Source organism: Clostridium estertheticum (assembly GCF_018861295.1).
GTDB classification, from domain to species: domain Bacteria; phylum Bacillota; class Clostridia; order Clostridiales; family Clostridiaceae; genus Clostridium_AD; species Clostridium_AD estertheticum_D.
Genome location: NZ_JAHLDM010000002.1, coordinates 250,135 through 264,861, shown reverse-complemented (window position 1 = coordinate 264,861; position 14,727 = coordinate 250,135). Strand labels below are relative to the sequence as shown.

At 31.1% G+C, this 14,727-nt stretch carries 13 protein-coding genes; 11 read left to right on the top strand and 2 right to left on the bottom strand.

Features of this window, described 5'->3' with window-relative positions:
• Positions 1 to 44: 44 nt before the first annotated feature.
• The 5 genes from lspA (at position 45) to KPL54_RS03655 (ending at position 4,878) form a co-directional block, all read left to right on the top strand.
• A complete protein-coding gene (gene lspA, locus KPL54_RS03675) occupies positions 45 to 491 on the top strand; it encodes a signal peptidase II (RefSeq protein WP_071613397.1) in 447 nt (148 codons plus the stop codon).
• Positions 492 to 1,403: an RluA family pseudouridine synthase gene (locus KPL54_RS03670; protein ID WP_216104824.1), complete on the top strand. Its 912-nt coding sequence runs from the start codon at positions 492 to 494 to the stop codon at positions 1,401 to 1,403.
• 218 nt (positions 1,404 to 1,621) lie between these two features.
• Positions 1,622 to 2,158 (top strand): bifunctional pyr operon transcriptional regulator/uracil phosphoribosyltransferase PyrR, encoded by a 537-nt coding sequence (gene pyrR, locus KPL54_RS03665; protein WP_216104815.1) that lies wholly within the window; start codon positions 1,622 to 1,624, stop codon positions 2,156 to 2,158.
• A gap of 79 nt (positions 2,159 to 2,237) precedes the next feature.
• Positions 2,238 to 3,521, top strand: coding sequence for a uracil permease (gene uraA, locus KPL54_RS03660; protein WP_216104813.1), 1,284 nt, complete (start codon positions 2,238 to 2,240; stop codon positions 3,519 to 3,521).
• A 217-nt stretch (positions 3,522 to 3,738) separates the two neighbouring features.
• Complete coding sequence (locus KPL54_RS03655) at positions 3,739 to 4,878, top strand: THUMP domain-containing class I SAM-dependent RNA methyltransferase (RefSeq protein WP_216104811.1); 1,140 nt, start codon at positions 3,739 to 3,741, stop codon at positions 4,876 to 4,878.
• A gap of 1,101 nt (positions 4,879 to 5,979) precedes the next feature.
• Here KPL54_RS03655 and KPL54_RS03650 read toward each other — a convergent pair.
• The gene (locus tag KPL54_RS03650) at positions 5,980 to 6,393 is read right to left on the bottom strand and encodes an Lrp/AsnC family transcriptional regulator (RefSeq protein ID WP_216104809.1); all 414 of its coding nucleotides are present in this window, start codon (positions 6,391 to 6,393) and stop codon (positions 5,980 to 5,982) included.
• A gap of 109 nt (positions 6,394 to 6,502) precedes the next feature.
• Between KPL54_RS03650 and KPL54_RS03645 the strand changes: the two genes are divergently transcribed.
• From KPL54_RS03645 to KPL54_RS03635, 3 genes are all read left to right on the top strand, one after another.
• The gene (locus KPL54_RS03645) at positions 6,503 to 7,261 is read left to right on the top strand and encodes an MBL fold metallo-hydrolase (RefSeq protein ID WP_216104807.1); all 759 of its coding nucleotides are present in this window, start codon (positions 6,503 to 6,505) and stop codon (positions 7,259 to 7,261) included.
• 113 nt (positions 7,262 to 7,374) lie between these two features.
• Positions 7,375 to 7,908: a cysteine hydrolase family protein gene (locus tag KPL54_RS03640; RefSeq protein WP_216104805.1), complete on the top strand. Its 534-nt coding sequence runs from the start codon at positions 7,375 to 7,377 to the stop codon at positions 7,906 to 7,908.
• Positions 7,909 to 7,938: 30 nt separating this feature from the next.
• Positions 7,939 to 8,577: a class I SAM-dependent methyltransferase gene (locus tag KPL54_RS03635; RefSeq protein ID WP_253203329.1), complete on the top strand. Its 639-nt coding sequence runs from the start codon at positions 7,939 to 7,941 to the stop codon at positions 8,575 to 8,577.
• A gap of 283 nt (positions 8,578 to 8,860) precedes the next feature.
• Here the strand turns inward: KPL54_RS03635 and KPL54_RS03630 are convergent, their stop codons facing one another.
• Positions 8,861 to 10,594, bottom strand: coding sequence for an Rqc2 family fibronectin-binding protein (locus KPL54_RS03630; RefSeq protein WP_216104804.1), 1,734 nt, complete (start codon positions 10,592 to 10,594; stop codon positions 8,861 to 8,863).
• 221 nt (positions 10,595 to 10,815) lie between these two features.
• On the opposite strand from KPL54_RS03630, the gene dapF reads away from it, so the two are divergent.
• The 3 genes from dapF to KPL54_RS03615 all read left to right on the top strand — a co-directional run bounded on the left by dapF (position 10,816) and on the right by KPL54_RS03615 (position 14,708).
• Entirely contained in the window at positions 10,816 to 11,637 is an 822-nt protein-coding gene (dapF, locus tag KPL54_RS03625; RefSeq protein ID WP_216105021.1) for a diaminopimelate epimerase, read from the top strand.
• Between the two features lie 147 nt (positions 11,638 to 11,784).
• Positions 11,785 to 13,464 carry a GspE/PulE family protein gene (locus tag KPL54_RS03620; protein WP_216104802.1) on the top strand — a complete coding sequence of 560 codons (1,680 nt, stop codon included), beginning with the start codon at positions 11,785 to 11,787 and terminating at the stop codon, positions 13,462 to 13,464.
• A 47-nt stretch (positions 13,465 to 13,511) separates the two neighbouring features.
• On the top strand, positions 13,512 to 14,708 hold the full coding sequence (locus KPL54_RS03615) for a type II secretion system F family protein (RefSeq protein ID WP_216104799.1): 1,197 nt from the start codon (positions 13,512 to 13,514) through the stop codon (positions 14,706 to 14,708).
• Positions 14,709 to 14,727: the final 19 nt, after the last annotated feature.

The following is a 14,727-nucleotide window of genomic DNA, read 5'->3' as shown; positions in this document are numbered from 1 at the left end:
TTAGAGCAATATATACTTTCTTTTGTATTATTAGGGGGAAGGGTATGGAAGTTTTAATTATTTTTTTAGGCCTGGCGTTGGACAGATTAACTAAGGTTTGGGCACTCACTGCATTGAAAGATAATAATGGAGTTATATTAATTAAAGATTTCTTTAAATTGGAATATTTAGAGAATAGGGGAGCTGCTTTTGGAATACTTCAGAACAAATTAATATTGCTTGCATTAGTTACATTACTTGTTATATCGGGCATGATATATTATATTATTAAGTATAAGCCAAAATCAAAATTTCTTAGAATAAGTTTTGCGCTCATTATAAGTGGAGCACTTGGAAATTTATATGATAGAATATTTTATAAGTATGTAGTAGATTTTATTTTAATTCATTATAAAGAGGTTTACTCTTTTCCAACATTTAACGTAGCAGATACGTTAGTCGTTGTAGGAACATTGGTTTTGGCAATTTCAATAGTAAAGGAAGAGGTATAGATGGAAAATTATGATTTTAAAGTTGAAGAAAACTCGGTTGGTATGAGGCTTGATGTATTTATTGCTAATGAATTTGAGGATAAATCAAGGTCATACATTCAAGGAATAATAGAAAAAGAAAATGCTACTGTTAATGGAAAATGTCGAAAAAGTAATTTTAAATTAAAATTAAACGATACAATAGATTTATCTATTCCAGATCCTGTCGAGTTAAACGTAAAAGCAGAAGATATACCTTTGGACGTTATATATGAAGATAGCGATGTAATTGTGATTAATAAACCTCAAGACATGGTGGTTCACCCGGCACCAGGAAATTATTCAGGGACATTGGTTAATGCACTCTTAAATCATTGTACAGACCTATCAGGTATAAATGGTGTTCTTAGACCAGGCATAGTGCATAGAATCGATAAGGATACATCTGGGGCCTTAGTGGTAGCTAAAAATGATAATGCACATAACTCTCTTGCAGCTCAGCTTAAAGATCATTCAATGACAAGAAGTTATTTAGCACTTGTAGAAGGTCTTATTAAAGATGATGAAGGCATGGTTGATGCGCCTATCGGAAGACATTCAAAAGATAGGATAAAAATGGCGATAGTTGAGAGTGGAAAAAAAGCAGTAACTCATTATAAAGTAATTGAAAGATTTGAGGGTTATACGTTAGTAGAATGTAATTTAGAAACAGGGCGAACTCATCAAATAAGAGTACATATGGCAAAGATAGGGCATCCTTTAGTTGGTGACTTGATATATGGGTTCAAAAAGCAGAAGTTTAATTTAAAAGGTCAGGTTCTGCATGCAAAAAGGCTTGGATTTATACATCCAACTACTAATAAATATATGGAATTTGATTCACCAATCCCAACTTATTTTGAAAAGTTAATAACTAAGTTAAGAAATAGTTGAAATAGTATATGACATGTGATATTATATTGGAAGTGCAATATCACATATTATGTGTATTGTTTTTTTAATATAATATCTATCCCTTTAAATGTTCCAGAGAGAGCATAAGGATAAAGATAGTAATACTATTATACAAGTATAGTATGCCTTTACCTTTTGGTAAGGGCTTTTTTTTATACTAATTCCGTATAAATATACATTTGATAGGGGGCGAAATTATGGAATTTAAGTCAGTGTTATTAGATGAAAAAGCTATAAATCGTACATTAACAAGAGTTGCACATGAGATTACTGAAAAAAACAAGGGTACAGAAAACATTATACTAGTTGGAATAAAGAGACGTGGAGTACCAATTGCACAAAGAATTGCTTTTTTAATAGAAGAGTTTGAGGGAGTTAAAGTTCCAGTAAGTTCTGTTGACATTACATTATATAGAGACGATCTTACCACTTTAGATGACCAGCCAGTATTAAATAATGTGAATTTGGGCATAGATGTAAGAGGGAAGAAAGTAATTTTAGTAGATGATGTACTTTATACTGGAAGGACGGCTAGAGCTGCAATAGATGCCATAATAGATAATGGTAGACCCCAAATGATACAATTAGCTGTTTTAGTAGATAGAGGGCATAGGGAGCTACCTATAAGAGCAGATTATGTAGGTAAAAATATACCTACTTCGAGTAAAGAGATGATTTCCGTTGAACTTTTAGAAACTGATGAAAATGATTCAGTGAGTATATACGAACTGTAGCTTAAATAAACAAGCGGCACCTCAGGTGATGACTGATCTTTTAATATAGTCCGGCGAGACTAAAGGGAGGAACTAACTAATGAAAAATTTTATAGATGTTGATGAAAAGTTACCTATTTTAAAGACTATCCCATTAAGTTTACAACACTTATTTGCTATGGTGGGGGCAACTATACTTGTACCAATGCTTACAGGTCTTAGTCCCTCAATTGCGCTATTTTGTAGTGGTGTGGGAACGCTATTATATATATTATGTACAAAAGCTAGGCTTCCGGCATATGTAGGTTCATCATTTGCTTTTATAGGACCTATGGGTGTTGCTACAAAGGCATATGGACAAAGTTCAATGCTATCTGGAATTATTGCTGCAGGGCTTGTATATGTAATTGTGGCTTTAATTATTAAACTTATTGGTATTAAATGGTTAGATAGAATGTTACCACCAGTTGTTGTAGCTTCTGTTGTAATTGTAATAGGGCTAAGCCTCGCAAGTGGCGCAATAAATTGGTCAGGTTTAAATTCAACATTTACAGATCCTGGGCTTAAAGGTGTAGCTAGAGCCACATGGATATTTATATCAATGACAACTTTAGGCGTAGCAATAGTGGGTACTATGTATTTCAAGGGCTTTTTCGGGGTAGTACCTATTTTAATTGCAATGGTAGTTGGATATATACTATCAATATTATTGGGTGTAATTCCTCATGAAGTTCTAAAGGAAATATCATCAGCAAAATTTATTAGATTGCCAAGTTTTGTTTTGCCCACATTTAACATAAATGCTATTATGCTTATGGCTCCAATAGCTTTCGTAACACTTGCTGAACATATTGGACATGTGTATGTTACAAGTAATGTTTGCGGCAGAGATTTCACAAAAGATCCAGGACTTCATAGATCAATACTTGGAGATGGTATTGCTACAATGTTTGCAGGATTTGTTGGAGGCCCTCCTAATACGACTTACGGTGAGAACATAGGAGTTATGGCAATCACAAAGGTTTATAGTGTTTGGGTAATTGGTGGAGCTGCAATTATTGCAATTGTATTATCATTTATAGGACCTGTGTCAGTAGTTATAGGAAATATCCCATTACCTGTAATTGGTGGAGTAAGTGTAATGTTATTTGGAATAATTGCATCATCTGGTTTTAGAATTTTTGTTGAGGATAAAGTTGATTTTAGTAAAAAGAGAAATCTTATTATCTCTTCAGTGATAATAGTTTTAGGAGTAGGCGGAGGTGGCATTAATTTCCACTTAGCAGGTGCAGAGGTGCAAATTGCAGGTGTTGCACTTGCAACTTTAGTGGGTATAGTATTAAATTTAGTTTTACCTCAAACAAGCAAGTCAGGGGAGAATTAATAAAGTCTTAAAAAATCATAATATGTAGTGTCAGACTAGTTCTGGCACTTTTGTTTTTCAAAAGGACGCCTAATTTAAAAATTATAGACAATAATAGCAAATAGAGATATTATTATATGAGTGATACAAGTTAAAAGGGATTTTCAAATAAATAAAAACTTAGTATACTATTTATTTAAATATTCCTAAGGAAAAGAAGAAATGGGAGAGATAATATATGACATATACTTTAATAGCCACTACAACCTTTGGTTTAGAAGCAGTTACAGCTAAAGAACTAAAGGCACTAGGGTACGAGGATTTAATAGTTGAAAATGGAAGAGTCATGTTTGAAGGAGATGAAATGGATATTGCTATATGCAATATTTGGCTAAGAACTGCAGAAAGACTTTTTATAAAAATGGCTGAATTTAATGCATTGTCTTTTGAGGAATTATTTCAAGGTACAAAAGCTGTTGAATGGGGTAATTTAATACCAGAAGATGGGAAAATGCATATTGTAGGTAAATCTGTAAAATCACAACTACATAGTGTTCCAGATTGTCAGAGTATAGTAAAAAAGGCAGTAGTAGAATCTATGAAGAAAAAATATGATAAAGAGTGGTTTACAGAAGAGGGACCTGTCTATAAGATCGAGGTTTCAGTTTTAAGAGATGTTGTAACTTTATCAATAGATACTTCAGGTGTGGGATTACATAAGAGAGGGTATAGAGAATATGCTGGTGAGGCACCACTCAAGGAGACATTAGCTGCTGCCCTTGTTTTAATAAGTAAATGGGATAGTACGAGAGTACTTGCTGATCCACTTTGCGGTTCAGGAACCATCGCAATAGAAGCAGCGCTTATAGCAAAAAATATGGCACCAGGGGTTAATAGAGAATTTGTATCTGAGACTTGGCCAAGTATGGATAAGGACGTTTGGGAGCAAGTACGCGTAGGTGCAAAACGAACTATAAACCCTAATCCAGTTGAAATACTAGCTTCAGATATAGATGGAAGATTAATTAAGACAGCAATAGATAATGCAGAAAAAGCTGGTGTTAAGGAATTTATAAAATTTCAGAAAATACCAATGCAAGAGTTTGCTTCAAGGCAAAAGTATGGAGTTATAATAACAAATCCACCATATGGAGAAAGATTGGGCGAGGTTGAGGAAGTAAAGAGACTTCATATTGATCTTGGTGTTATGTATTCAAGCTTAAATGAATGGTCTTGTTTTGTTATAACAGCTAATCGTGATTTTCAAAAGGATTTTGGAAAGAAAGCCGATAAAAATAGAAAATTGTATAATGGAAGATTGTTATGTTACTATTATCAATATATAAAAGAAATACCTAGGAAAAAGAAGGAAGATTAGGGATATAGCAGTGTTAAAATTCTCCTTGACGTTACTTACAATAAGAACTCGGAACGTGAGATTTAATTAATAAATTCTAATCTTTTTCAAATATAAATTTCTCAGCCTCTGGGTAGTTCGCTGGGGCGCATAACAATTATTAATTGTTATGTACTCACATTCGCCTTCCTGGCTCAGGTTCGCTAGCCTGCCGTCCTAGCAGGCTTACGAGAATTTTATATTGGAAAAAGAAGAATTTATAATTTAAATTTCAATGTTCTTTCGCTACTTATTGAAAGCAACTTTGGAGACTAATTATACTTCTATGTATGTCTCTGTAGAAGATTAAAGGATAGAGACTAACTATCCCGCTGTTTAAAGAGTTCTGTGAATTTTCCATTTACAAAACAAGAATTTCTAAATTGAATTTCAATTTTTTCTGCTCTTCTTATTTCAAGTCACTTCCGCAGAAAGTCATAATATTATGTATGTGCTGCGGAAGGTCAAGGGACAAGGAGTCGCTAAAGGATTTTGTGAATTTTCAATAAAGATAAAGTGAATTCGGAAACTAATCGCTAATTTAACAAGGCTAACTCATAGAATGTATTTATATGAAAAAACGGTGGTAGTTATTTAAAGTAAGCCACTTGTAAAGCTAATTTTTCTAAAATAGATATAAAGTTAAACTTTGAAAATTTAATCCCGTAGGGACCTTTCACCATTATTAATACAAGTCCCATAACCTAGTGATAAAATCATAATGACTACATACACCAGGTATATTAATGGGTGAAACGCCTACGGCATAAGATGAAATGTGGGGTAGCTTTGAGAAATTCTATCCACTTTGAAATGCTGTTAAAATGGAGTTCAGACATTAAAATAAAAGAACGAAATATCTCAGGTTGTTGATTTGAAGGTTTGCCAGTAGTAGAAAAACGTGGTTTAAGTATATCTAAATCCAGGATATATATACGGGGGCATTAAGGGTTTCCGAATTCACTAAGATAAGACAAGGGAGGTATGTATAATACATTCCCTTGTCTTATCTTTTGGTTTATATTTTGGTGAATGAATTAGAAATATAGTTATATATCTTGATAAAAATAAGTCGCAATATTTCTATTTTATATTTTGTATCGATAAATTTAATTTATAATTTCCATATTTTAAAATTTCATCTAAGAAGTCTACAATTTCAGCTTGAGTAGAGGCTGTTAATTTTAGTATATAGCAGCCATCTCCGCTTATTCTGTGAGCCTCGGTTACTAATGAATTATTATTTATATATTTTTTAAATGATAAATGGTCAGTTGTTTTCATAAAAATAGTTATAAAAGCGGTTAGATTTTTACCGAGCATTTCAGAATTCATATTTACAGTATAACCTTTAATAACACCTGATTTTTCCATTTTGCTTATTCTGTTTTTAACTGCTTGTCCAGTTAAATGAACTTCTTCACCAATTTCTTGCCATTGCATTCGTGAATTTTTTGTAAGAAGACTTAAAATTTGAATGTCTGTTTGGTCAAGCATAATTACACAAATCCTTTCATGATGGGATCATTTCGACTCTTATAATTTATCTAATCAAGTAATATCTATTATATAATAAGTATATCATAAAGAATTGGAGGGATATACATTGAAAATTCAATTAATTCGTCATGCCACCTTAATAGTATCAGTAAATAATAAAAGAATACTTGTAGACCCTGTATTAAGTGAGGCAGGCTCTATGGTTCCTATTGAAAATGTGCCAAACCAAAACTATAATCCATTAGTTGCATTGCCTATAGATATTGATAACATTACTAATTGTGACGCTATAATTGTTACACATACTCATAGAGATCACTTCGACGAGGTAGCAGCAAAATTACTTCCTAAAAACATCCCTGTATTTTGCCAAGCTGAGGATGAAACAAAATTACAATCCTATGGATTTAATGATGTGCATCCTATTAATACTACTTTTAGTTGGAATGATATTGTTTTTAATCGTACAAATGGAAAGCATGGACATGATGAACTTGCTATAGAAATGGCACCAGTATCAGGGTTTGTTATGACCTGCTGTGGAGAACCTACTGTTTATATAGCAGGAGATACAGTCTGGTGTAAAGAAGTTGAAGATTCAATAGATAAATTCAAGCCTGATATTGTTGTTTGCAATTGTGGTGGAGCACAATTTGATCATGGAGAGCCTATTACTATGACAACTCAAGATATATATGCATTATGTCTTAGATATTCAAATTTAAAGGTTGTTGCTGTACACATGGAAGCATGGAACCATTGCAGACTATCAAGAAAAGATTTAAGTAATTATAGTAATACCAATAATATTAATACTAAGGTGCTTATACCTCAAAATGGAGAAGAATTGGATTTTGTATTTTAAATAATATTTTAGAGGATTATAGAGATATCTGTAGAATAAATATTTAAATATGTTATATAATACTCGTATTTTATAACAGGCTTAAAATTAAATTTACAGGGGGAAATAGAGAAATGGAAAAAATAGCACTATTAGTTATAGATTTTCAAAATGCATTAGTATTAGCAAAACCTTTTGCAGTGAAAGAGGTTATAAGTAATATAAAAAAATTAGTTAAAACATGTAGAGAAGGCAATGTAGAGGTGATTTATATTCAACATAATGATAAAGTCGGGGATGAATTAGAGCCTAATTCAGAAGGATGGAAGATATACGGAGAAATAACTCCAAATGTAAATGAAAAAGTAATAACTAAAAATTATAATTCTGCTTTTAAGGAGACGATTTTAAAAAAGTATTTAGATAATAAGGGAGTAAAACAATTAATTATTACAGGTATGCAAACGGAATATTGCTTTGATACTACTTGTAAAGTTGCATTTGAATATGGGTTTAAGGTAATTATTCCAGAGAAAACAAATACAACATTTGATAATGGAAATATATTAGCAAAGGATTTATATGAGCATTATAACTATAATATATTTAATGGTAGATTTGCTATTGTAGAAAGCATGGAGAATACAATGGAAAGATTAATAAAGTAATATATACTTGAAAATGGAGGTATAAGTAGTTTGGGATTTAATAATAGGGCAACGAAATTTCAAGAAATGGTTAGAGATCAATCAAATGATGAATTAGGGTTATTTGAAAAGTATGATGAGATTTTATTTGATATAAGAAGTAGGATAATTAAATATAAGGCTGTAAGTGTTATTGACATAGGCTGTGGAACAGGTAATCTATGCGGTGAATTAAGTGAGAGAATGGATATAACAGGAATTGACCAAAGCATGGAAATGATCCTATTTGCTAAAAATAAATATAATAAGATGAAATTTAAATTAGGAAATTTCCTAGATGAGCCTTATAGAAAAAACGATGTTGATGTTGTTGTAACAACATATGCTTTCCATAGCTTAAATGATAATGAAAAGAAAGAAGCAATTAAGTACATGTTAGGATATTTAAAAAATGATGGTAAAATTATTATTGTAGATTTTATGTTTGCCGATGATAATGAAAGAAAAAAATGCATAAAGAACCTATGCAGTAAAGGTAGAGAGGATTTATCGAGTGTAATTGAAAATAAACACTATACTAATATAGTAGAATTAGAAAAATATATTAGATTGTTAGGTTGTAAGATTCATAGTGAGCATATAGTAAATTTTACATGGATAGTAGAAATTGAAAATAAAGGTTTATTTTAAAATTATCGACTTTATAAGACAAATAGTCTCTTCAAATCTTTCTTATATAACATAGTAAGGAAACCCATATCATTATATTTGATATAGGTTTTAATATATTAGGTGCATATGGATATTTTGAATGTAGTAACCAACATCAATCGATGTTAGTTACTACATACGCAGCCTACCGGCTAAAAGATTTTTTTGTGGTGATTATTGGAGTCTATTATCTGTTTATCAGCCATTGCTTTTAGATATATATTAAGGAAATTGCATAATAGTAATATATACTTTTTCTATTCTATTCTATTCGTTTTAGAGTACTTTCAACAGGAGTTACATATATGGTTTTATTTGTCGTGTAAATAACCATTCCAGGTTTTGCTCCTGAAGGTTTCTTTACATTTCTAACTTGCGTATAATCCACTGGTACACTAGATGAATTCTGGGACTTACTATAAAATGCTGATAAGTTCACAGCTTCAAGTAGAGTATTTGCTGGGATATCACCAATGTTTTTAATAATAACATGAGAACCAGGTATATCCTTTGTGTGGAGCCACATATCATTTTTATTGGCAAACTTTAATGTTAAAAGATCATTTTGAATATTATTTCTACCAACATAAATATCAATCCCATCACTTGATATGAAGTGTCTTGGTTTGGTTGGTTTTACTTTTTTAGTTTTACCGTGTTTTTTTATTTTAATATATTCAGTTTCTACTAGTTCATTTTTAATATCTTCTATTCCACTATAATTATCTACATTTAATATATTAGTGAGCACGGAATGAAGATATTTTAATTCATTTTCGGTAAGAGCCATTTGAATTAAGGCCATTTCCTCGCCTATTTTAAATTTATTATATTTTTTGTAATAGTATTGGACATTTTGTGATGGAGTTTTATGTTCATCAAGTTTGATTTTAATATATTCACCATTGTCGCTGTAATAATTCATAAGATTTGCAAATTTATCGCCCTTTTTAAGTGAGTATATATTTGCAGTTAGGAGTTCGCCGTGTAATTTATAAGTACCTTTAGTGGAACAATCTTTCAAAGTTGCGTTAAGTATTCTCATTTTCTTGTCACAACGACTAATGTTGGTATTAATTATTTTTTGAAGGTTAGAACTTTTAGCGTTTAACCTATCATGTTTATCTTTACGAAAATAAAAAGTCTCTATAAGTTTAGAGGGTGAATCATATTGTTCTAGCTCGCAATCTTTTAATGAGGTAAGCTCAACAGAGTGAAAATCTTTAAGGACACCTTTCTTAGAATAGGCTGCTAAAAATTTATTTTCATGTATGTTTTTAAAAATGGCTGTTGTGAAATCATATATATTTTTAGCGTTTTTTAAGTTAAAATCTGCATTTTTAGTGAGGTATCTATACACAAGTTCGGAGGAAAGGTTTGAGCTTACGCCTGTGAAAGTACCTGTGAAAAATTTCTCAGTAAACTGTATATCCTTTGTAGTTATATACTTATAGAATTCATCATATTCAAAATTAAAAGCATCTAATTTTGTGGAAGCTGGTGGATAGATGTATTCAACGCCGGTATATAAAACACGGAAACTGTTGACATCTGCGCCAACATGTTTAATGCTATCCATAATTATATTATCTCTCGTACGAACGAGGCTTATATTACTATGTCTACCCATTATTTCAATTATTAATGAATACATACTATCAAAGCCTAATTCATCACTGCTCTTAAAGTCAATAACTAGTAACCTATCCGAATTTAGTTGTCTAACATCTAAGACAGTGGCTGTATTTAAATATTTTCTTAGAACCATACAAAATATAGGGGCTTGTTTTGGGTTTTCTAGGTTAAAGTCTGTAAAGTGAATTCTAGGATAATTGGCGCCTGAACTTATTAGCAACTTATGTATTTTTCTGTTTTTCTTGAAACTTAGTATGATTTGATCTTTCTCTGGTTGGTTTACTTTGTCAACTCTACAATCTATGATTACATCTTTTATTTCCTCAATGAGGCTAGATAAAAAAATTCCATCCAATGCCATATATATCATCCTTTCAGTTTGTTTTATCATTATAAATATTATTTATGCTTTGTAAATAATACATTATATTATATACTATTATATATAATATATTATCTTTTAGGTAATCTTTATGTATTCAGCGGAATGTGAGATATATTACTAATAATAGTATACCATTAAAGAAAATTAATGAAAAGTCACGGTATACGAATGTAAAAAGGAGGAATTATATGGAAATTATAAATTTTACTAAAATGCAGGGAACAGGAAATGATTTTATTGTTATTGAAGATTTAGAGGAAAAATATAATGATCTAGGGGTACTTGCTAAAAAACTTTGTGATAGGCATTATGGAATAGGTGCTGATGGAATTTTAGTGGTTAGAAAAAGTACTATAGCAGATATTCAGATGATAATTATAAATGCTGATGGTTCTTATGCTTCTATGTGTGGAAATGGTATTAGGTGCTTCGCTAAATATATATATGAAAAAAAATACGTATTAGGCGAAAATATAAAAATTGAGACTGGTGATGGAGTAAAAATTGCAAGTATTTGTGCTTACGATGGCGATTTTAAAGGTGTTACTATAAATATGGGGAAATATAATTTTAATCCTATAAGCATTCCAGCTTTATCATCTATTGAAATAATAAATAAGAAGTTAGATACTAATAATAAGGACTATTATATTACGTCATTACTTATGGGGGTTCCACATACTATTGTTTTCGGCAAACTTGAAGATTATGAAGTTTGCGAGGGGAAAGTTATTGAAAATAACTGTCTATTTCCTCAGAAAACAAATGTAAACTTTTGTGAAGTAGTGAACAAAAACATGATAAGAGTTAAGACGTGGGAAAGGGGTGCAGGGCCGACTCTTGCGTGTGGTACTGGTAGTTGTGCGACAGTGGTAGCAGCAAATAGACTAGGATATACAGAGGGGAAAGTCGAAGTGCAAGTTCCAGGTGGAATACTTAATATAGAAATTGTTAAAGGTGAGGTTTTAATGGAAGGACCCGCAGAAACTGTTTTTAAAGGACAATTTTTAATAAGTTAATTTATATGCAACTGTCTATGTAATAATAGTACAGTTGTTTTTTTATGGAAATTATTTCTGAATAAGTGAATAAAATTTCTAAAATTGACAATGATTACAAACAGAATAACATTTATAAATTTTACGTATCAGGAGAGGTAAAATACCATGAAAAAAAATTTGCTCCAAATATTATTAGATAAAAAACTGATTACCACAAGGAAATACAATGAAGTAAAGGAAGTTTCCCTCTTAAATAGGTGCAGCGAAGAGCAAATTATTATGAATGACACAAAAATAGACCTAAAGGAAGTTATTTCGATAATAGAGATTAATTTTGGAATATCTTATATTGATTTAGATTCTACATGTATAAAGGATGAAGTCTTTAACTTAATATCAAAGGAGGTCGCTACTAGGTACAGTTTAATCCCATTTTATGATAATAACAATGAGGTATATGTTGCCTTTTCAAATCCATTCGAGATAACAGTTATTGATGAACTAAGATTTATAACAAATAAAAAGATTAAGGTATTTTTCGATCTGACTAGCCATATTGCAGAGGCCATTGAGAATTGTTATGCAAAACAAATTGTAGATGTTGCAGTTGAAGAAATGAAAAAAGAATATATTTTGGAAGGCAAACAAAATAATGAAGCGAAGTCTTCTACATTCGGGGCTCAGAATGCACCGGTTATAAGGATAACGAACTCTTTGTTAAAAAGGGCCATAAATGTAGAGGCTAGTGATATTCATCTAGAGCCTTTTAAGGATTTCGCTTTAATTCGCATGAGAGTAGATGGCATATTAAATGAAATAAATAAAATTCCGAAAAATGTATATAAATCCTTATGTACAAGATTAAAGATAATGGCGAATATGGATATAGCTACAAAATTAACTCCGCTAGATGGGAAGATGACAGAAAATATAGATGGTATAGATTATGACTTTAGGGTATCTTCATTGCCTACAATGTATGGCGAGAAGTTAGTTATAAGGGTTTTATACAAAGTAGAAAGATTTATTAATTTGGACTCATTAGGTTTTAGCAAGGAGAAGGTTCTTCTTTTAAAAAGTGTATTAAAACTTTCTCATGGAATGATAATAGTAGCAGGACCTACAGGAAGTGGAAAATCAACAACATTATATGCACTACTAAATGAAATTAATAGTAAAACTAAGAATATAGTTACAATAGAGGATCCAATAGAATATAATATGCCTGGAATTAATCAAGTAAACGTAAACAACAAGGCAGGCTTAACTTTTTCAATAGGGCTTAGGAGCATTTTAAGGCAGGATCCTGACTTAATAATGATTGGGGAGATAAGAGACGAGGAGACAGCGAAAATAGCTGTTAGGGCTTCAATAACTGGACATCTAGTACTGTCGACACTTCATACAAATGGCGCGATGGCGACCATATCAAGGTTAATAGACATGGGTATTCCATCATATTTAGTTGCGGATTCATTAGTTGTAGTATTAGCTCAGAGGTTAGTGAGAAAGCTATGTCCTTATTGTAAGGCGGAATATAAAGTTATGAATGAGGAATTTGAACATTTAGGATTTAAGAGAGGTCAGAAAACATATAGTGCAGTAGGATGCAATAAGTGTTGTGAAACTGGATATAAAGGGAGAACTGTAATATATGAGTTGCTAGAAATGGATAGTAATCATAGATCAATTATAGTAAGAAGTGGAATAAGCGATGAACTTTGGAAATATTGCAATGAAAATAAGTCCAGTTCACTTAAGGATAGCTGTAAAACTTTAGTGATTAATGGGATAACATCAATAGAAGAATTTGTAAGTGCTACTTACAGCTATAATTTTAAATAAGGTATATCTAAACAAATTAAAAATGACGGGTAATAGGTGAATATAACATGAGATATAAATATGTTGCTAAAACATCAAATGGAGTTTTAATAAAGGGGAGTGCGCAAAGTGATAGTATTGAAGAATTAGCTTTAAGATTACGTGAAAAAAAAGTATATTTAATGAAAATTAGAAGCGTAAAAAATATAGGTGAAATTTCAAGTAAACCTAGTTTGAAAACAATATCAATGTTTTGCAAACAATTTTCTTTATGTATTAAAGCTGGTATTTCAATATGTGACATTCTTAATTTGCTTAATGAGCAAATGACGCATAAGTCAATAAAGAAGAGTCTAATTGATATTTGCGAAAATGTACAAAAGGGTAATTCACTCCATGAGAGTATGAAAAAAACTATAAATGTATATCCAAGGTTTATGATAAATATGATTTATTTGGGTGAGGAGAGCGGTAGACTCGATATAATTTTAGAAGAATTAGCTGAGTACTATGAAAAAGAGCATAAGCTGTTAAAAAGATTTACTAACGCCATGATTTACCCATTTATGGTATTCGTAACATCAATGATTGTATCCATGTTTCTGATGATAAAGGTAATTCCCGTATTTATTACAAATCTTAATTCTCTTGATGCAGAAATCCCACTAATAACACAAATAGTTCTAGGAACAAGTAGTTTTCTTCAGCACAATTTATTATTGATTTTACTTGCAATTTCAAGTGTAGGTTTTATTTTATTAGAATATTTTAAAACTGAAAGAGGAAAGATTATTTTTGGTAAATTTCTATTTATGTGCCCAATATTAGGACCGGTGTATAGGAAAATTATATACACAAAGTTTTCTAGAGGACTTAATATACTACTAAGTAGTGGCGTTGGGTTAATTAGAGCATTTGAAATAATCAATGATGTTATAGAGGATAGGTATTTTAAATTAAAACTTAAAATGGTTTTTAATGGTATAGAAAAAGGGGAAGATTTATCAAGCTCAATAAATGCAATGAATTTATTTCCACAATTTTTTGTTGCTATGATAAGAATTGGGGAGGAAACAGGCACTTTAGATGGAATGTTTTTAACTGCCGCAGATATCTTTTATGAGGATGCTCAGGAAAATGTAGATAAGGCGACAGTATTACTAGAACCAATTTTAATAATACTTTTGGGACTTATGATTGGAATAATCATATTAGCAGCTATGCTGCCGATGCTAAATGTTATGGACTCTGCAGGTAAGTTGTAATGATATTAAGGTTGCAGCT